Source organism: Mycobacterium parascrofulaceum ATCC BAA-614 (assembly GCF_000164135.1).
GTDB classification, from domain to species: domain Bacteria; phylum Actinomycetota; class Actinomycetes; order Mycobacteriales; family Mycobacteriaceae; genus Mycobacterium; species Mycobacterium parascrofulaceum.
Genome location: NZ_GG770553.1, coordinates 703,189 through 722,885, shown reverse-complemented (window position 1 = coordinate 722,885; position 19,697 = coordinate 703,189). Strand labels below are relative to the sequence as shown.

Genomic DNA, 19,697 nt, shown 5'->3' with positions numbered 1-19,697 from the left:
ATTTGCGTCGCCGCACCACGCCCCGCGTTCAGCCTGGGGTTTTCCCGATTACGCGAAGCATCTGCGACAATAATTGCCAGCTGTCGCCCTGATACGAGCCTGTCAGTCTGTCCCGGAGGGCCCTTGGTATGTCGAGTCCGCGCCGTGAATACGGCGATGCGCTGCGCTGTGGTGACCGCAGCGCAGCCGTGACCGAAGTCCGGGCCACGTTGGCAGCGCTGGGGCTGCTGGACATCCCCGAGGACGATCTCGCCACCGGCCGGCACGTCTCCCCCGAAGTCTTCGACGCCGAGCTCGACCAGGCGGTGCGGGCCTTTCAGCAACACCGCGGTCTGCTGGTCGACGGCATCGTCGGCGAGGCCACCTACCGCGCGTTGAAGGAGGCCTCCTACCGGCTCGGCGCGCGCACGCTGTACCACCAGTTCGGCGCCCCGCTTTATGGCGACGACGTCGCCACGCTGCAGGCCCGCCTCCAAGACCTCGGTTTCTACACCGGGCTGGTCGACGGGCACTTCGGATTGCAGACCCACAACGCGTTGATGTCGTACCAACGCGAGTACGGCCTTGCCGCCGACGGCATCTGTGGGCCAGAAACGTTGCGCTCCTTGTACTTTCTGAGCTCCCGTGTCACCGGCGGCTCACCGCACGCTATCCGCGAAGAAGAACTGGTCCGCCGGTCCGGGCCCAAGCTGTCTGGCAAGCGGATCATCATCGATCCGGGTCGCGGCGGCACCGACCTCGGCGAGCTGATGCAGGGTCCGTCGGGACCGATCAGCGAAGCGGACGTGTTGTGGGACTTGGCAAGCCGCCTCGAGGGGCGGATGACCGCCATCGGCATGGAGACCTTCCTCTCGCGACCGGTCAACCGCAGCCCCTCCGACGCCGAACGCGCCGCCACGGCCAACAACGTCGGGGCGGACCTGATGATCAGCTTGCGCTGCGAGAGCCAGCCCAGCGCCGCGGCCAGCGGCGTCGCGTCCTTCCATTTCGGCAATTCACACGGCTCGGTCTCCACGATCGGGCGCAACCTCGCGGACTTCATCCAACGAGAAGTGGTCGCCCGCACGGGGTTACGCGATTGCCGGACGCACGGCCGGACGTGGGATCTGTTGCGCCTGACCCGGATGCCGACCGTGCAGGTCGACGTCGGCTACATCACCAATCCGCAGGACCGTGCGATGCTGGTCTCCACGCAAACCCGCGACGCGATCGCCGAAGGCATCCTCGCCGCGGTCAAGCGGCTCTACCTCTTGGGTAAGAACGACCGGCCGACCGGCACGTTCACCTTCGCCGAACTGCTGGCCCACGAACTGTCCGTGGAACGGAGCCGGCTCGGCGGCTCGTAGCCGACCTCCGTGCCCCGCAACGTGTTTCCCGCCGCTGTCCCGGCTCCGACCGGCTCCTGCAGCTGCGCATTCTCCAGCAGGCGCTCCAGCGCCGCCTCGACTTCGGCCTTCCACCCGAGGCCCTTGTCCAGCTCGAGCCGAAGCCGCGGGAAGTACGGATGCGGCGCCACCACAACGAATCCCGCGTCCTCCAAGAGCTGCGCGTCGATCACGCAGTGGTCCACCGAGCAGTCACCGACGGCCTCCAGCACCGGTCGCACATCCGGGCCCGCCGCCAACGGATCCTGCAATTCCGCGGCCGCCGGCGTGCGCCCGAACGCTTCGAGCGCGCGGACCCCGCGCCTGACCAGTTCGTCGATCACCCGGGCGAGCAGCCCGTGCGGTAGATCTTCCGCGGTCTGGCCGGGCTCGATGCCCATCGACGTCAGCAGCACCGCGTCCGCGGACACCGGCGCGGTGGGAAACCGCTGCGCGCGCGGCACCGCACGCGGCGGCGCGTAGAAGACATACCCCAGGACCGGGGGTTCGCTTTGGCTTCTGTCGTCGGTGGCCGCGGTCGCCACCTGCCCGCAGGACCCCCACTCCAGCATGACCATCGACAGCCAGGCTTCCTTCTCGAACTCCGGGTCGGCGAGGTGGTCCTGGTTACCGAGCGTTGCCGGGTCGACCTCCCAGTACACGCAGCGGCGCGCATGCTTGGGAAGTTGTTCGAAGGCCTCGAGGCGCAGCGGGGTGATGCGAACGGACACTAGCCTCCTGGCTCCTGTGCGGTACTGCAGCCAATTGCACCGGCAACCCCTCCAGGATAGGAGAGTTTGTCGCAATCGGGCCAGCTTTGTCGCCGAGGTGCCGATCACGGCGCCGCGACGCTCACCGCGTTACCGTCGCCGCCGATTCGTTACCGAATGTCCTTGGAACGCATGCGGTTTCGTAACACCGCGGCGCCGCCGCCCCTCCGTGACCGTCCTGGTGTCACAGTGACGTAATTACACGGTGTGGCGGGTCAGGGGTTTGCGGGGGTCATCATGTCGATGATGCGCTGCAAGTCGTCGACGGAGCCGAACTCCACGACGATCTTGCCCTTGCGTTTGCCCAGGCTGACCGTCACCCGGGTGTCGAAGGCGTTGGACAGCCGCTCGGCGACCTCCTGCAGGCCGGGCATCTGGATCGGCTTGCGCCGCTGCGGCGCCGGGGTGGTCGCGCCGGCGCGGTTGGCCAGCGTCACCGCCTCTTCGGTCGCCCGCACCGACAGCCCCTCCGCGACGATCCGGCTCGCCAACTCCTCCTGCGCCTCGGGACCGGCCTCCAGCGACAAGAGCGCGCGGGCATGGCCGGCCGACAGCACGCCCGCGGCCACCCGCCGCTGCACCGGGATCGGCAGCTTGAGCAACCGGATCATGTTGGTGATCAACGGCCGCGAACGGCCGATGCGTGACGCCAGTTCATCGTGGGTGACGCCGAACTCGTCGAGCAGCTGCTGGTAAGCCGCCGCCTCTTCCAAGGGGTTGAGCTGCACCCGGTGGATGTTCTCCAGCAGGGCGTCGCGGAGCAGGTTGTCGTCACCGGTCTCGCGCACGATGGTCGGGATGGTCGCCAACCCCGCCTCTTGGGCCGCCCGCCAGCGCCGCTCCCCCATCACGATCTGATAGCGCGGGCCCGTCTTGGCGCCGGGTACGGCGCGCACCACGATCGGCTGCAACAGACCGAACTCGCGGATCGAGTGCACCAGCTCGGAGAGCGCCTCGTCGTCGAACACCTGCCGCGGCTGGCGCGGGTTGGGTTCGATGTCGGCCGGCGCGATCTCGCGATACACCGCACCCGCCGGGGCCAGGTCTGGTCCGGGTCCGCCGATCAACACATCCGCGGCCGCGTCGCCCATCCGTGGGCCGAGGGTCGCGGGACCGGAGTCGCCTTCGGCGGGACCGGTCGGGATCAGCGAAGCCAGGCCCCGGCCGAGGCCGCCCTTCTTGCGTAACGGCTGCGTCATGGTCGTCCCTTCACGGCTGGTGGTCAATCGCGTTCGGCGAGTTCGCGGCTCGCGTCGAGGTAGCTCATCGCCCCGCGCGAACCGGGGTCGTAATCGATGATGGTCATGCTGTAGCCGGGAGCCTCCGACACCTTGACGCTGCGCGGGATCACGGTGCGCAGCACCTTGGTTCCGAAGTACCGGCGCACCTCTTCGGCGACCTGGTCGGCGAGCTTGGTGCGGCCGTCGTACATGGTGAGGACCACGGTGCTCACGTCGAGCTGCGGGTTGAGGTGGGCCTTCACCATCTCGATGTTGCGCATCAGCTGTGACACCCCCTCGAGTGCGTAGTACTCGCACTGGATGGGGATCATCACCTCGGGTGCGGCGACGAGCGCGTTGATGGTCAGCAGCCCCAACGACGGTGGGCAGTCGATGAAGACGTAGTCGAAGTCGAGGTCGTCCAGGTCGGCCAGGGCGGTTCGCAGCCGGTTCTCCCGTGCCACCATGCTCACCAATTCGATCTCGGCGCCGGCCAGGTCGATGGTGGCCGGGACGCAGAAGAGGCGCTCGTTGTGCGGGCTGCGGCGCAGCGCGTCTTTGACGGCGACCTCACCGATGAGCACTTCGTAGGACGACGGCGTGCCCGACTGCCGATCGGTGATCCCGAGTGCCGTACTCGCGTTGCCCTGCGGGTCGAGGTCGATGACCAACGTCTTCAGCCCCTGCAGGGCCAGTGCGGCGGCGAGGTTCACCGCCGTGGTGGTCTTGCCGACGCCACCCTTCTGGTTGGCGACGGTCAGGACCCTGCGGTGCCTCGGTCGGCGCAGCGGTGGATAGGTGGTGTGCAGTATGCGCATCGCCCGCTCGGCGGCGGCACCGATCGGGGTGTCGAACTCGTGCGATGTTTCACGTGAAACGTTCGCGGCCGGGTCCGCGAGCGGGGCGGGTGCGGCACCGGACGGCGCCCCGGGCGCATGGACGTGTGCGGCACCCGGCGGCGTCATCGACTCTCCCGGACTGCTCATCGGTTCCCGGCCTTCCCGCTCCGTGTCGGCTGCTGGCGCGGCGGCCTTGCGCGCCGGGCCATAACTACGGTTGCGGGGGGACGCAAATAGGTCGCGCCACATGTCACCACCCTGGCATCAACGGCGCCCGATGCTGCCATCACACGCCGGAATTGTTCAACTTCCTCGGTGGCGCGCTCACCCTTGATCGCGAGCATCCGTCCGCCCATTCGCAGCAACGGCACACTCCACTTCGCCAACTTGTCCAACGACGCAACCGCTCGTGACACCGCCGCATCCCTTTCGCCGAACCGGTCGCGGACCCAAGGATCCTCGGCGCGGCCGCGGACCACCTCGACGGCTAACCCTAGTTGTTCGACCGCCTCGCTGAGAAACTCGCTGCGGCGCAACAACGGTTCGAGGAGGACGACGTCCACGTCGGGGCGTGCCAGGGCGAGCGGGATGCCGGGCAGGCCGGCCCCGCTGCCGATGTCGATCACCCGATCGCCCGGCTCGAGAAGCTCGGCCACGGCGGCGCTGTTGAGCAGATGCCGGTCCCAGATCCGCTCCACTTCGCGCGGGCCCAGGAGTCCCCGCTCGACTCCGGGACCGGCAAGCATCTCCGCGTACCGGCGGGCGAGGTCGAGCCGGGGACCGAAGATCGCGCTCGCCGCGGCGGGCTCGGATGTGGCGGTTTTGTTCGCCGTGGGTTCCACCGGGCCGACATGTTTCACGTGAAACATCCTCTGCTTTGCCTGGCGGCCAATGGGGGCTCGCACGCCGGAACTACACGGCTGTAACTCGTTAGTCGTGCAGGACGACGACGCGCCGCGCGGGCTCGACGCCCTCGCTTTCGCTGTGCACACCGGGCACCGCCGCGACGGCATCGTGGACGATCTTGCGCTCGAACGGTGTCATGGGCGCGAGCTCTTCCCGCTCGCCGGACTCCAGCACCCGCCGTGCCACCTTGTCCCCCAGCGCCGCCAACTCCTCCCGGCGCCGGCGGCGCCAGCTGGCGATGTCGAGCATCAGCCGGCTGCGCACGCCGGTCTTCTGGTGCACGGCCAGGCGGGTGAGTTCCTGCAGCGCGTCGAGCACCTCGCCGCCGCGGCCGACCAACTTGTTCAGGTCGTCGCTGCCGTCGATGCTTACCACCGCGCGGTTGCCCTCGACATCCAGATCGATGTCGCCATCGAAGTCCAACAGGTCTAGCAGCTCTTCCAGGTAGTCACCGGCGATCTCGCCCTCGGCGACCAACCGCTCCTCCAGGTCGTCGAAGTCGTCGGCGGCCTCCGCGCCGTTCTCGACGGTCGACTCCGTGTCGACGTCGCTCTCCGCGTCACGTTCGGTGGTGGTGGTGTCTGCGTCGGTCATGTCTTTCTCTCCCTCATCCAACGGGTCTTGCCGATCGGGGTCCCCTTCCTGGCGCCCCGTGCGGCTAGGTCGCCCTGGTCAGCGTTTCCGTCTCTTCGGTCGCGCGCCAGGCCGGGGTGTGCGATTGGCCGCGCCGCCGTTTTGCCCGCCCGCACTGGGCTTGTCGGCCTGGGGCTCCGTCGTGTCCGTTCCGGTGTCGGGGGCATCGGTGTCCGGCTCCCCCTCCCCGGCGGCCGGCGACCCGTTCCCGCCCGGCTGCCCCGCCTTGGGGTTCCGTTTGGGTTTGGCGCCCGGCGCGGGCGCATTGGCCGCTCGCCGCTGCAACACTTCCTGCTTCTTGGCCTCGTCCTCTTTTTCGATCATGCCGAACACGTAGTGCTGCTGACCGAACGTCCAGATGTTGTTCGCGAACCAGTACAGGATGATCGCCAGCGGCAGGAACGGACCGCCGACCACAACCCCGAGCGGAAACACGTACAACGCAAGCTTGTTCATCATCGCGGTCTGCGGATTGGCCGCGGCTTCCGGACTCTGCCGCGCCACCGACGCCCGGCTGTTGAAGTAGGTCGCGATGCCGGCCAGGATCATCACCGGCGCACCGACCGCGATCACCGCGGGCCGGCTGAAGTAGGTGAACGCGTCCAACCCCGTCCGCTGCGTCATGAACGCCCCGATCGGCGCGCCGAACAAGTTGGCGTCCAGGAAGTGCCCGACGTCGGTCGGGCTGAACACGTAGTTTCCCGTGAGGCGGTTCTGGGCCACCGACAGGTGCGGCTGGCCGAAGCCGCCGGTGGTCCGGTTGAACGACCGCAACACGTGATACAGGCCGATGAAGACCGGGATCTGCGCGAGCATCGGCAAGCACCCGAGGATCGGGTTGAAGCCGTGCTCGCGTTGCAGCTTCTGCATCTCCAGCGCCATCCGCTGGCGGTCCTTGCCGTACTTCTTCTGCAGCGCCTTGATCTGGGGTTGCAGTTCCTGCATCTGGCGTGTGGTGCGGATCTGCCGCACGAACGGCTTGTACAGCAGCGCGCGCAAGCTGAACACCAGGAACATCACCGACAGCGCCCACGCGAAGAAGTTGGACGGCCCCAGCATCGCGGCGAACAGCTTGTACCAGGCCCACATGATCCACGACACCGGGTAGTAGACGAAGTCGAGACTAAAGAAATCAAACAAGAGTTCCACTCTCCCCTCGCGCCGCCGGGCGGGGCCACGCGTCGTTGGCATCTTCGAAGTTCGCCTGACATCCCGGGCGTTCCGGTATCGGATCCCACCCACCCCGATGCCATGGTCCGCACTTGACGAGTCGGGCGGCAGCCAACCAACTCCCCCGGATCAATCCGTACTCGGTCAACGCGTCGACCGCGTACTGGCTGCACGTCGGAACGAAGCGACACGTGGCCGGCCGCAATGGCGACACCATGTGCCGATACAGCTGGATCAACCAGACCAGCCCCCGCACCGTCGCCGTCCCCAACGCGTGCCTGCCCCGCCCCGGCGTGATCACCCTTGCCGCCCCTCCGACTCGAGCGCGCGTCGCAGACCGCGGCGCAGCTGCTCCGCCAATCGGCCCGACGACGCGGTGCGGCTGCCGGGCAAGGCCCGGATCACCACCTGGTCGGAATCGTGCAGATCGCCCAGAACGGATCGCGCCACATGCCGCAGCCGGCGCGACACCCGGTGCCGGTCGACCGCCGAACCGACCGACTTGCCGACGATCAGCCCGAGGTGAGGAGGCGTTGAGCCGTCACGGTCGCCGGCGCGACGGAGGTGGACGACGATGTCGCGCTGCGCCGCACGAGCACCGTGCTTCACCGTCGCGTCAAATTCCGTTGATCGCCTCATGCGGTTGCGTGCCGGAAGCACCGCCGAAAAACCCGACGTTGCAATCAGGCAGAGAGCGCCCGGCGCCCCTTACGGCGCCGGCTCGACACAATCGAGCGTCCGGCGCGGGTGCGCATGCGCAACCGGAAGCCATGCACGCGGGCTCGGCGCCGGTTGTTCGGCTGGAAGGTCCGCTTGCCCTTGGCCACGACGTTCTCCTCGTTGTGTCTCGCATTTGCATCCGGCCGGCCAGACGTCTCGCTCAGGTTCGTCTGCGGGTCGGTCGGAGGTAATCTTGCTGCTGGCCGGCGCGGTCCCCAGGCAGACCTGGGTCGCAGCCGCATCGCCGACTTTCGGGCGACTGTTTGAGGGTACTGACCGCGCTTCCCCTGGTCAAACCTGGCCTGCCGCAACGGACCCGCCCTATGCCGGCGAGAGACGTCGCCCCCTATGGCCGGCTCCGGCCGCACGGCACACCGGCGCCGAGCCGAACCAGGCCCAACGAACCCTAAACAACCCGATTGGAATGCAGCAGAACGGTTGGCAGCCGCACGGAAAACTGTTAGCTTCTGCCAGTGTCGTTTTAGACTGCAACGGCGCTCGACAACGAAGCGAGGATGGTGGGTCGACTAGCTGCCTAGACAGCCTGCAGAGGTTTTCTTCCAGCACGGAGATCGCGAGCCGTCGCCGGTAGGTTGTGGCTCGCATACGCTCATCCTGTCCACACCTGTGTATAACTATGTGGACAGTTGCTTTGTCACCAAGCGTGGTTGTACCTCGACCCGGGATGCTCGAGAACCAGGGGGATGCGTCGTTGACCGATGACCCCGGTTCAGGTTTCACGACCGTGTGGAACGCGGTCGTATCCGAGCTCAACGGAGAACCCACTCCGGACGGGGCACCCGCCAACCGCACCACCCTCGTCGCTCCCCTCACCCCGCAACAGCGGGCCTGGCTCAATCTGGTGCAGCCGCTGACCATCGTCGAGGGATTCGCCCTGCTGTCGGTGCCCAGCAGTTTCGTCCAGAACGAGATCGAACGTCATCTTCGTGCCCCCATCACCGATGCGCTCAGCCGGCGGCTCGGACAACAGATTCAACTCGGGGTGCGAATCGCACCGCCCGACGACGACGCCGACGACGTGGTGCTCGGGCAAGCCGAACCGTTCGCCCAGGGCGACAGCGCATTTCCGGACGACGCCGGCGACGCGGACGAGACCGACGAAAACGGTGAAGCCGCCGACAGCGCGCAACAGGGCTGGACGAACTACTTCGCCGAACGTCCGCACCCCGCCGACCCGGCCGTCGCCGGCGGAACCAGTTTGAACCGCCGCTACACCTTCGACACGTTCGTCATCGGAGCGTCCAACCGTTTCGCGCACGCCGCGGCGTTGGCCATCGCCGAGGCGCCGGCGCGCGCCTACAACCCGTTGTTCATCTGGGGCGAGTCCGGGCTGGGCAAGACCCACCTGCTGCATGCCGCCGGCAACTACGCGCAGCGACTGTTCCCGGGGATGCGGGTCAAGTACGTGTCCACCGAGGAATTCACCAACGACTTCATCAACTCGCTACGCGACGACCGCAAGGTCGCGTTCAAGCGCAGCTACCGCGACGTCGACGTGTTGTTGGTCGACGACATTCAGTTCATCGAGGGCAAGGAAGGTATTCAGGAGGAGTTCTTCCATACCTTCAACACCCTGCACAACGCCAACAAGCAGATCGTCATCTCCTCAGACCGGCCCCCCAAACAGCTCGCCACCCTCGAAGACCGGCTGCGAACCCGGTTCGAGTGGGGCCTGATCACCGACGTCCAGCCACCCGAGCTCGAAACCCGCATCGCCATCCTGCGCAAGAAAGCACAGATGGAGCGCCTCGCGGTCCCCGACGACGTCCTGGAACTCATCGCCAGCAGCATCGAACGCAACATCCGCGAACTCGAGGGCGCCCTCATCCGGGTGACCGCGTTCGCCTCGTTGAACAAGACCCCGATCGACAAGGCCCTGGCCGAGATCGTGCTGCGGGACCTCATCGCCGACGCCAGCACGATGCAGATCAGCGCGGCGACCATCATGGCCGCCACCGCCGAATACTTCGACACCACCGTGGAAGAACTCCGCGGCCCGGGCAAGACCCGCGCGCTCGCGCAGTCCCGTCAGATCGCGATGTATCTGTGCCGGGAGCTCACCGACCTCTCGCTGCCCAAAATCGGGCAGGCCTTCGGGCGCGACCACACGACGGTCATGTACGCCCAGCGCAAGATCCTGTCGGAAATGGCCGAGCGGCGTGAGGTCTTCGATCACGTCAAAGAACTCACGACTCGCATCCGCCAGCGATCCAAGCGCTGATTCCGGCTCCCCCAAGTCCCGACCGCCGGATATTTTCAAAAAACTTCCCGCACGCCTGTCACACGCGCCACATGTCGGCGTTGTGCGCAGACTGTGCACAACGCCATCAAACAGCCGTGTACTAAGCCGCCCTGCGTCCACAACCGTCCTTCGTCCCCAGCGGCCCAACACCCGACGCCGAGTTGTCCACGCACTGATCCACAACCCGATCCCCGCCCTAGCTGCGTCAAAGAGCCGCCGTCCCCAGACTGCACAGCCCTTATTACTAGTACTGAGATCTCTTCATCTGTTCTTCTTTGAAACACAGCGTTGGGGACGCCGGGTTCAGACGCCGTCGCGGATCCGCCCGTAGCCCGGCTTGTCGGGCTTGGCGATTAGCTTTCAAGATGGCCTCCGACGATCTACGGTTGTTCTTCGACAGCCGTTGCGGTCGTCGTTGGCTGGACCTGTCAATGGCGTTCGTGGCGGAGCCCCGTGCTAGCGGGGGGAGGCTAGCCACTGGACTTTGAAACGCTCGGTAGGTGAAGGGACGCTATGGACGCGGCGACGACGAGAGCTGGCCTCAGCGACTTGAAGTTTCGTTTGGTGCGGGAGTCCTTCGCCGACGCGGTGTCGTGGGTGGCGAAGAACCTGCCGACCCGGCCGGCGGTGCCGGTGCTGTCGGGAGTGTTGTTATCCGGGTCCGATGAAGGTCTGACGATCTCCGGATTCGACTACGAAGTTTCCGCCGAAGCGCAGGTCGCCGCGGAAATCGCTTCTCCGGGAAGTGTTTTGGTGTCCGGCAGGTTGCTGTCCGACATCACCAGGGCGTTGCCGAACAAGCCGGTGGACTTCTACGTCGACGGTAACCGGGTGGCCCTGAACTGCGGTAGTGCGAGGTTCTCGCTGCCGACGATGGCGGTCGAGGATTACCCGACGCTGCCGGTCCTGCCGGAGGAGACCGGGACGCTGCCCGCCGACCTGTTCGCGGAGGCGATCAGTCAGGTGGCGATCGCGGCCGGCCGGGACGACACACTGCCGATGTTGACCGGGATCCGGGTTGAGATCTCGGGCAACACGGTGGTTTTGGCCGCCACCGACAGGTTCCGGTTGGCGGTGCGCGAGCTGACGTGGGCGGCGTCGTCGCCCGATATCGAAGCCGCGGTGCTGGTGCCGGCGAAGACGTTGGCCGAGGCCGCGCGGGCCGGCGCCGACGGTTCGGAGGTTCGGCTGTCGTTGGGCGCCGGCAGCGGCGTCGGCAAGGACGGGCTGCTGGGCATCAGCGGAAACGGCAAGCGCAGCACGACGCGGCTGCTCGACGCGGAGTTCCCCAAGTTCCGCCAACTGTTGCCCGCCGAGCACACGGCGGTGGCCACCATCAACGTGGCCGAGCTGACCGAGGCGATCAAGCTGGTGGCGCTGGTGGCCGATCGGGGCGCACAGGTGCGGATGGAATTCTCCGAGGGTTCGCTGCGGCTGTCAGCGGGCGCCGACGATGTGGGCCGGGCCGAGGAAGACCTCGCGGTCGACTTTGTCGGCGAACCGTTGACGATCGCGTTCAACCCGACCTACCTGACCGACGGCTTGGCGGCGGTCCATTCCGAGCGGGTGTCGTTCGGTTTCACCACGCCGGGCAAGCCCGCGCTGCTGCGGCCGGCCTCGGCCGACGACAGCCCGCCCACCGGCGACGGGCCGTTCGCGGCGTTGCCGACCGATTACGTCTACCTGCTGATGCCCGTTCGGCTGCCCGGATAGGTGTACGTCCGGCATTTGGGACTGCGCGATTTCCGGTCCTGGGCGCACGCCGACCTCGAACTGGAGCCGGGCCGGACGGTGTTCGTCGGTTCCAACGGTTTCGGCAAGACCAATCTCGTTGAGGCGCTGTGGTTTTCGGCCACATTGGGATCGCACCGGGTGGGCAGCGACACACCGCTGATCCGGGCCGGGGCCGACCGGGCGGTCGTCTCGACGATCGTGGTCAACGAGGGCAGGGAATGCGCGGTCGATCTCGAGATCGCGGCGGGGCGGGCAAACAAAGCGCGGCTGAATCGCTCGCCGGTGCGCAGCACCCGCGAGGTGATCGGGGTGTTGCGCGCCGTGCTGTTCGCCCCCGAGGACCTGGCCCTGGTGCGCGGGGACCCGGCCGAGCGGCGGCGCTATCTGGACGATCTGGCGACGGTGCGGCGCCCGGCGGTGGCCGGGGTGCGCGCGGACTACGACAAGGTGCTGCGGCAGCGCACCGCGTTGTTGAAGTCGGCGGCCGGGATGCGGCACCGCGCCGACCGCGGCGCCCTGGACACCCTCGACGTGTGGGACAGCCGATTGGCCGAACACGGCGCGGAGTTGATGGCGGCGCGTATCGACCTGGTCAACCAGTTGACGCCGGAGGTGGAGAAGGCTTACCAGCTGCTCGCTCCGGCGTCCCGGCCAGCGTCGATCGCCTACCGCAGCAGCCTCGGGGCACAGCTGGCGGCCGACGGCGGCGGCCACGACCGCGAATTTCTCGAGGCCGCGTTGTTGGCGGCGTTGGCCGAACGCCGTGACGCGGAATTGGAACGCGGCATGTGCCTGGTCGGCCCGCATCGTGACGATCTCGAGCTTTGGTTGGGTGATCAGCCGGCGAAAGGCTTTGCCAGCCATGGCGAATCGTGGTCGTTCGCGGTCGCGCTGAGGTTGGCGGCGTATGAGTTGTTGCGCGCCGACGGCAGCGAGCCCGTGCTGTTGCTGGACGACGTGTTCGCCGAACTGGACGCGGCCCGCCGCCGCGCTCTGGCGACGGTGGCCGAAGCGGCGGAGCAGGTGTTGGTCACCGCCGCGGTGGTGGAAGACATTCCCGCGGGATGGGCCGCCAGGCAGGTGTACATCGATTTGCGCGACGGCGACCTCGGCCGGGTGTCGGCGGTGCGGGCGTGACCGGCAGCGACGACCAAGACGCGGCCGGCGTGGAACCGGGTCTGCTCAAGGGCATCGACTTGGTCAGGCGCACGCTCGAGGAGGCCCGCGCCGCGGCGCGGGCGCAGGGGAAGGACGCCGGACGGGGGCGGTCCGTGCCGCCGTCGCCCCGCCGCGTCGCGGGCCAGCGGCGCAGCTGGTCGGGGCCGGGACCCGACGCGCGCGACCCCCAACCGCTGGGCCGGTTGGCGCGCGATCTGGCGAAGAAGCGCGGATGGACGGCGCAGGTCGCCGAGGGTACCGTGCTCGGCAACTGGGCGTCGGTGGTGGGCCAGCAGATCGCCGACCATGCGACGCCGACGGCGCTGAGCGACGGGGTGCTCAGCGTGACTGCCGAATCGACGGCCTGGGCCACCCAATTGCGGATGATCCAGTCCCAGGTGTTGGCCAAGATCGCCGCGGCCGTCGGCAACGGCGTGGTGACCGCGCTGAAAATCACCGGCCCGACCGCGCCGTCGTGGCGCAAGGGGCCGCGTCACATCGCCGGGAGGGGTCCCCGCGATACCTACGGTTAGCGCCGCGACCGGCGCCGACCATCCCCACTCACGCCTTCATCAACAGGCGGCTCAAAGCCGCCAGGACGGCGCGTAGTGCCTTGATGCACGTCGGGACGCGGCCGGAATAGAGAAATTGCCCGCACGGCGCAGTTAGCTGGGTAGAAACGCGCCCAGAGAATCGGTGCGGACGGCTCATCACGGTAGACTGGCGGCATGCGACTGACGCGGTGACTGGAACCGCCCGCATGAAACCCCAAGGAGAGCATTCCGACCGTGGCTGCCCAGAAGAAGAAGGCGCAAGACGAATACGGCGCGTCAGCGATCACCGTGCTCGAAGGCCTGGAGGCCGTCCGCAAACGCCCCGGCATGTACATCGGGTCCACCGGTGAACGGGGCCTGCACCACCTCATCTGGGAGGTGGTCGACAACTCGGTCGACGAGGCGATGGCCGGCTACGCGACCAAGGTCGATGTGCGGCTCCTGGACGACGGCAGCGTGGAGGTCGTCGACGACGGGCGCGGCATTCCGGTGGCGATGCATGCCACCGGCGCACCCACCGTCGACGTGGTCATGACCCAGCTGCACGCCGGCGGCAAGTTCGGCGGCGAAAACAGCGGCTACACCGTCAGCGGTGGGCTGCACGGTGTGGGCGTGTCCGTGGTCAACGCGCTGTCCACCCGCCTGGAGGTCACCATCAAGCGCGACGGGCACGAGTGGTTTCAGTACTACGACCGCGCCGTGCCCGGGACCCTCAAGCAGGGGGAGGCCACCAAGAAGACCGGAACCACGATCCGGTTCTGGGCGGACCCCGAGATCTTCGAAACCACGCAGTACGACTTCGAGACCGTGGCGCGGCGCCTACAGGAGATGGCCTTCCTCAACAAAGGCCTCACCATCAACCTGACCGACGAACGAGTGGAGCAGGACGAGGTCGTCGACGAGGTCGTCAGCGACACCGCCGAGGCACCCAAGTCCGCCGAGGAGAAGGCGGCCGAATCGACTGCGCCGCACAAGGTCAAGCACCGCACCTTCCACTACCCCGGCGGCCTGGTCGACTTCGTCAAGCACATCAATCGCACCAAGAGCCCGATCCAGCAGAGCGTCATCGACTTCGACGGCAAGGGCACGGGCCACGAGGTCGAGATCGCCATGCAGTGGAACGGCGGATACTCGGAGTCCGTCCACACCTTCGCCAACACCATCAACACGCACGAGGGCGGCACCCACGAGGAGGGCTTCCGCAGCGCGCTGACCTCGGTGGTGAACAAGTACGCCAAAGACAAGAAGCTGCTGAAGGACAAGGACCCCAACCTCACGGGCGACGACATCCGTGAGGGCTTGGCGGCGGTCATCTCGGTCAAGGTCGCCGAACCGCAGTTCGAGGGTCAGACGAAGACCAAGCTGGGCAACACCGAGGTCAAGTCGTTCGTGCAGAAGGTGTGCAACGAGCAGCTGACCCACTGGTTCGAGGCCAACCCGTCCGAGGCGAAAACCGTTGTGAACAAAGCGGTGTCGTCGGCGCAGGCGCGCATCGCCGCCCGCAAGGCGCGTGAGCTGGTGCGCCGCAAGAGCGCCACCGACCTTGGCGGCCTGCCCGGAAAGCTGGCCGACTGCCGCTCCACCGACCCGCGGAAGTCGGAACTGTATGTGGTGGAAGGCGATTCGGCCGGCGGCTCGGCCAAGAGCGGCCGCGACTCGATGTTCCAGGCGATTCTGCCGCTGCGCGGCAAGATCATCAACGTCGAGAAGGCCCGCATCGACAGGGTGCTGAAGAATACCGAGGTCCAGGCCATCATCACCGCGCTGGGCACCGGCATTCACGACGAGTTCGACATCACCAAGCTGCGCTACCACAAGATCGTGCTGATGGCCGACGCCGACGTGGACGGCCAGCACATCTCGACCCTGCTGTTGACCCTGCTGTTCCGCTTCATGCGGCCGCTGATCGAGAACGGACACGTGTTCCTGGCGCAGCCGCCGCTGTACAAGTTGAAGTGGCAGCGCACCGACCCAGAGTTCGCCTACTCGGACCGCGAACGCGACGGCCTGCTCGAGGCCGGTCTCAAGGCGGGCAAGAAGATCAACAAAGAGGACGGCATCCAGCGGTACAAGGGTCTGGGCGAGATGGACGCCAAAGAGTTGTGGGAGACCACGATGGACCCGTCGGTGCGCGTGCTGCGCCAAGTGACGCTCGATGACGCCGCCGCGGCCGACGAACTGTTCTCGATCCTGATGGGCGAGGACGTCGACGCCCGCCGCAGCTTCATCACCCGCAACGCCAAAGACGTTCGCTTCCTGGATGTCTGATCTTCCCGAATGCCAAGTCAGGCAGGCCAACCCGAAAAGGGGATTAAATGACTGACACCACGCTGCCACCGGGCGGCGAAGCCGGCGACCGCATCGAACCGGTCGACATCCAGCAGGAGATGCAGCGCAGCTACATCGATTACGCGATGAGCGTGATCGTCGGGCGCGCCCTGCCCGAGGTCCGCGACGGCCTCAAGCCGGTGCACCGCCGCGTGCTGTATGCGATGTACGACTCGGGTTTCCGACCGGACCGCAGCCACGCCAAGTCCGCGCGGTCGGTCGCCGAGACCATGGGCAACTACCACCCCCACGGCGACGCGTCGATCTACGACACATTGGTGCGCATGGCCCAGCCGTGGTCGCTGCGGTACCCGTTGGTCGACGGGCAGGGCAATTTCGGCTCGCCGGGCAACGACCCGCCAGCCGCCATGAGGTACTGCCTGACGGAAGATGCATTGGTGCGCTTGCCCTTTGGGCAATCAGTGCGAATCGGCGACATCGTTCCGGGTGCATCGCCCAACTCCGACAATGAGGTAGACCTCAAGGTTCTGGATCGGCACGGCGACCCGGTCGTCGCGAGTCGGCTATTCCACTCGGGCGAGCATCAGACCTACACGGTGCGCACCGCCGAAGGCTACGAAGTCACCGCTACATCGAACCACCCGCTGCTGTGCCTGGTCGACGTCGCCGGCGTGCCCACCCTGCTGTGGAAGCTGATCGAAGAGATCCGGCCCGACGACCGCGTCGTTCTACAGCGCACGCCACCGGTGGAGTTCGGGCCCGCGGAGTGGCACGACGTGATGGAAGCCCTGCTGTTGGGCGCTTTCATCAGCGAGGGATTCGTATCCCCAACCCGTGCAGGTTTCAACAACCTGGATCGGGACTACTTCGACATGGTCGTCGGCGCGTACGACGCCGTCGTCGGCGGTCGGCGCTACGTGTCCTCGCGGACGATCTCCTCCGGATCGCTGCTGCACGAGCTCGATATCCACAACTTGGCAGCGCTCAAGCAGACGCGGCTTGGCGCCCTGTGTGGGCAACGGTCCGCCGACAAGCATGTTCCGGAATGGCTCTGGCAGTCCCCGGCCGCAGTGAAGCGGGCCTTTCTGCAAGCCCTTTTCGAGGGCGACGGCTCGTGTTCCGGGTTGCCACGCAACACGATTCAAGTGTCGTACTCGACGCGTAGCGACCGGCTTGCCGCCGAGGTGCAGCAGCTGCTCCTGGAGTTCGGCGTGGTGTCGCGGCGTTACCGGCACGCGGTGGGTGAACACAAAGTCGTCATCACGAACCGCGCGCAAGCCGAAATATTCGCGACCCAGATCGGTTTCGGCGGCGCCAAACAGGCCAAGCTGACCGCGATCCTGACGGCGATGCCGGTGTGCGCGGGCAGGGATGGCGACCACGTCCCCGGGCTGGCCGCCTTCATCCGTAAGCACGCGGGTGGCTCCTGGGCCGACCGGGACTGGTTGAATCGCCACAACCTCGACCGCATCCAGCGCTGGCGGACTCGCGGCGCTGAAATCCTCTCGCGCATAGCCGATCCCGACGTGCGTGCCATCGCGGCCGACCTCACCGACGGCCGGTTCTACTACGCACGCGTCGCGGCGGTGACCGATGCCGGAATACGACCGGTGTACAGCCTGCGCGTCGACACCGACGACCATGCATTCCTCAGCAACGGTTTCGTCAGCCACAACACCGAGGCGCGGCTGACCCCGCTGGCCATGGAGATGCTGCGCGAGATCGACGAGGAGACAGTCGATTTCATCCCGAACTACGACGGCCGGGTGCAGGAACCCACCGTGCTGCCAAGCCGGTTCCCCAACCTGCTGGCCAACGGCTCCGGCGGCATCGCGGTCGGCATGGCGACCAACATCCCACCGCACAACCTGCGCGAGTTGGCAGAAGCCGTCTACTGGTGCCTGGACAACCACGAGGCCGACGAAGAAGCAACCCTGGCCGCGGTCTGCGAGCGGGTCAAGGGTCCCGACTTCCCCACCCACGGTCTGATTGTCGGGTCGCAGGGCATCCACGATGCCTACACCACCGGTCGCGGATCGATCCGGATGCGCGGAGTCGTTGAGATAGAAGAAGATTCGCGGGGCCGCACCTCGATCGTCATCACGGAGTTGCCCTATCAGGTCAACCACGACAACTTCATCACGTCGATCGCAGAGCAGGTCCGCGACGGCCGGCTTACGGGCATCGCCAACATCGAGGACCAATCCAGCGATCGGGTCGGCCTGCGCATCGTCGTCGAAATCAAGCGCGACGCGGTGGCCAAGGTGGTGCTGAACAACCTCTACAAGCACACCCAGCTGCAGACCAGCTTCGGCGCGAACATGTTGTCGATCGTCGACGGGGTGCCGCGCACGCTGCGGCTCGACCAGATGATCCGGCATTACGTCGCACACCAACTCGACGTCATCGTCCGCCGCACCACCTACCGGCTGCGCAAGGCCAACGAACGCGCCCACATCCTGCGCGGCCTGGTCAAGGCGCTCGACGCCCTGGACGAAGTCATCGCCCTGATCCGGGCGTCGGAAACCGTCGACATCGCCCGGGCCGGCCTGATCGAGCTGCTCGACATCGACGAAATTCAGGCCCAGGCCATCCTGGACATGCAGCTGCGGCGCCTGGCGGCCCTGGAGCGGCAGCGCATCATCGACGACCTGGCCAAGATCGAAGCCGAGATCGCCGACCTCGAAGACATCCTGGCCAAGCCGGAACGGCAGCGCGGCATCGTGCGCGACGAGCTCACCGAGATCGTCGACAAGCACGGCGACGACCGTCGCACCAGGATCGTGGCGGCCGACGGTGACGTCAACGACGAGGACCTGATCGCCCGCGAGGACGTCGTCGTCACCATCACCGAGACCGGCTACGCCAAACGCACCAAGACGGATCTCTACCGCAGCCAGAAACGCGGCGGCAAGGGCGTGCAGGGCGCCGGTCTCAAGCAGGACGACATCGTCCGGCACTTCTTCGTCAGCTCCACGCACGACTGGATTCTGTTCTTCACCACGCAGGGCCGGGTGTACCGGGCGAAGGCCTACGAACTGCCCGAGGCGTCCAGGACCGCCCGCGGTCAACACGTCGCCAATCTGCTGGCCTTCCAGCCCGAGGAACGCATCGCCCAGGTGATCCAGATCCGCGGCTACGAGGACGCCCCGTACCTGGTGCTGGCCACCCGCAACGGCCTGGTGAAGAAGACCAAGCTGACCGATTTCGACTCCAACCGATCGGGCGGCATCGTGGCGATCAACCTGCGCGACAACGATGAGCTCGTCGGCGCGGTGCTGTGCTCGTCGGAGGAGGACTTGCTGCTGGTGTCGGCCAACGGCCAATCCATCCGGTTCTCGGCCACCGACGAGGCGCTGCGCCCGATGGGGCGCGCCACGTCCGGCGTCCAGGGCATGCGGTTCAACACCGACGATTACCTGTTGTCGCTCAACGTGGTTCGCGAGGGCACGTACCTGTTGGTGGCGACGTCCGGCGGCTACGCCAAGCGCACGGCGATCGAGGAGTATCCGGTGCAGGGCCGCGGCGGCAAGGGCGTGCTCACCGTGATGTTCGACCGGCGGCGCGGCAAGCTGGTGGGCGCGCTGATCGTCGACGACGACAGCGAGCTGTACGCCATCACCTCCGGGGGCGGCGTGATCCGCACCGACGCGCGCCAGGTCCGCAAGGCGGGACGGCAGACCAAGGGCGTGCGCCTGATGAACCTGGGCGAGGACAACACGCTGCTGGCCATCGCCCGCAACGCCGAGGAGAACGCGGACGAGGTCGTGGAGGAAGCCGAAGGCGCCGCGGAGTCCGACGAGTAGCTGCGGAACAATCCGGGCGGCCCGGACGACGGCCGGGGAATTAGACTCGGCCCGACCAGAGAAAATGCGACGGCAATCGCTCCCGCGGGCGCTGCCGGAGATCTAAGGAGTCGGGGTGACCTCACCGAACGAGCCGGGCGCCCCCAAAAAGGGCGACGGCCCTAATGGGGATGGCTCGGCCGAGCGCGCCGGTGTGCACCGCGCGGCGCCACCCGCGCAGGCCGGCCGCGCTCCGGACGCCGGGGATTCCCCGCCCCGGCAGCGAGGTGGG

General features: G+C 67.1%; 15 protein-coding genes and 1 pseudogene. 7 read left to right on the top strand and 9 right to left on the bottom strand.

All coding sequences use genetic code 11. The features are described from left to right. Positions 1-128 precede the first annotated feature (128 nt). Positions 129-1,346 (top strand): N-acetylmuramoyl-L-alanine amidase, encoded by a 1,218-nt coding sequence (locus HMPREF0591_RS03495; protein ID WP_007167032.1) that lies wholly within the window; start codon positions 129-131, stop codon positions 1,344-1,346. Positions 1,347-1,366: 20 nt separating this feature from the next. Here HMPREF0591_RS03495 and HMPREF0591_RS03490 read toward each other — a convergent pair. The 9 genes and pseudogenes from HMPREF0591_RS03490 to rpmH form a co-directional block, all read right to left on the bottom strand. Further along, positions 1,367-2,095: pseudogene (locus tag HMPREF0591_RS03490) on the bottom strand (acetyltransferase); the annotation flags it as partial. A 254-nt stretch (positions 2,096-2,349) separates the two neighbouring features. Continuing rightward, the gene (locus tag HMPREF0591_RS03485; RefSeq protein WP_007167030.1) at positions 2,350-3,333 is read right to left on the bottom strand and encodes a ParB/RepB/Spo0J family partition protein; all 984 of its coding nucleotides are present in this window, start codon (positions 3,331-3,333) and stop codon (positions 2,350-2,352) included. 23 nt (positions 3,334-3,356) lie between these two features. After that, on the bottom strand, positions 3,357-4,442 hold the full coding sequence (locus HMPREF0591_RS03480) for a ParA family protein (protein WP_425270121.1): 1,086 nt from the start codon (positions 4,440-4,442) through the stop codon (positions 3,357-3,359). Then, positions 4,337-5,062: a 16S rRNA (guanine(527)-N(7))-methyltransferase RsmG gene (gene rsmG, locus HMPREF0591_RS03475; protein WP_007167028.1), complete on the bottom strand. Its 726-nt coding sequence runs from the start codon at positions 5,060-5,062 to the stop codon at positions 4,337-4,339. The genes HMPREF0591_RS03480 and rsmG overlap by 106 nt, the downstream gene beginning before the upstream one ends. Positions 5,063-5,123: 61 nt before the next feature. Next, positions 5,124-5,693: a Jag family protein gene (locus HMPREF0591_RS03470; protein ID WP_007167027.1), complete on the bottom strand. Its 570-nt coding sequence runs from the start codon at positions 5,691-5,693 to the stop codon at positions 5,124-5,126. A 78-nt stretch (positions 5,694-5,771) separates the two neighbouring features. Beyond that, complete coding sequence (yidC, locus tag HMPREF0591_RS03465; RefSeq protein ID WP_007167026.1) at positions 5,772-6,881, bottom strand: membrane protein insertase YidC; 1,110 nt, start codon at positions 6,879-6,881, stop codon at positions 5,772-5,774. Beyond that, positions 6,865-7,119, bottom strand: coding sequence for a membrane protein insertion efficiency factor YidD (gene yidD / locus HMPREF0591_RS30670; protein ID WP_244268829.1), 255 nt, complete (start codon positions 7,117-7,119; stop codon positions 6,865-6,867). Before yidD ends, yidC begins: the two co-directional genes overlap by 17 nt. An 80-nt stretch (positions 7,120-7,199) precedes the next feature. Beyond that, complete coding sequence (rnpA, locus tag HMPREF0591_RS03460) at positions 7,200-7,562, bottom strand: ribonuclease P protein component (protein WP_040621031.1); 363 nt, start codon at positions 7,560-7,562, stop codon at positions 7,200-7,202. 23 nt (positions 7,563-7,585) lie between these two features. Beyond that, on the bottom strand, positions 7,586-7,729 hold the full coding sequence (rpmH, locus tag HMPREF0591_RS30665; protein WP_073880743.1) for a 50S ribosomal protein L34: 144 nt from the start codon (positions 7,727-7,729) through the stop codon (positions 7,586-7,588). Between the two features lie 605 nt (positions 7,730-8,334). Between rpmH and dnaA the strand changes: the two genes are divergently transcribed. From dnaA to gyrA, 6 genes are all read left to right on the top strand, one after another. Further along, positions 8,335-9,864: a chromosomal replication initiator protein DnaA gene (gene dnaA / locus HMPREF0591_RS03455; protein WP_040621752.1), complete on the top strand. Its 1,530-nt coding sequence runs from the start codon at positions 8,335-8,337 to the stop codon at positions 9,862-9,864. 534 nt (positions 9,865-10,398) lie between these two features. Beyond that, positions 10,399-11,598: a DNA polymerase III subunit beta gene (gene dnaN / locus HMPREF0591_RS03450; protein WP_007167022.1), complete on the top strand. Its 1,200-nt coding sequence runs from the start codon at positions 10,399-10,401 to the stop codon at positions 11,596-11,598. Then, on the top strand, positions 11,599-12,756 hold the full coding sequence (gene recF, locus HMPREF0591_RS03445; protein WP_007167021.1) for a DNA replication/repair protein RecF: 1,158 nt from the start codon (positions 11,599-11,601) through the stop codon (positions 12,754-12,756). Next, positions 12,753-13,310, top strand: a complete 558-nt coding sequence (locus HMPREF0591_RS03440; protein WP_007167020.1) for a DUF721 family protein — start codon at positions 12,753-12,755, stop codon at positions 13,308-13,310. The genes recF and HMPREF0591_RS03440 overlap by 4 nt, the downstream gene beginning before the upstream one ends. A gap of 255 nt (positions 13,311-13,565) precedes the next feature. Next, the gene (gyrB, locus tag HMPREF0591_RS03435; protein ID WP_007167019.1) at positions 13,566-15,599 is read left to right on the top strand and encodes a DNA topoisomerase (ATP-hydrolyzing) subunit B; all 2,034 of its coding nucleotides are present in this window, start codon (positions 13,566-13,568) and stop codon (positions 15,597-15,599) included. Between the two features lie 47 nt (positions 15,600-15,646). Continuing rightward, positions 15,647-19,426 (top strand): intein-containing DNA gyrase subunit A, encoded by a 3,780-nt coding sequence (gene gyrA / locus HMPREF0591_RS03430; protein WP_007167018.1) that lies wholly within the window; start codon positions 15,647-15,649, stop codon positions 19,424-19,426. Positions 19,427-19,697: the final 271 nt, after the last annotated feature.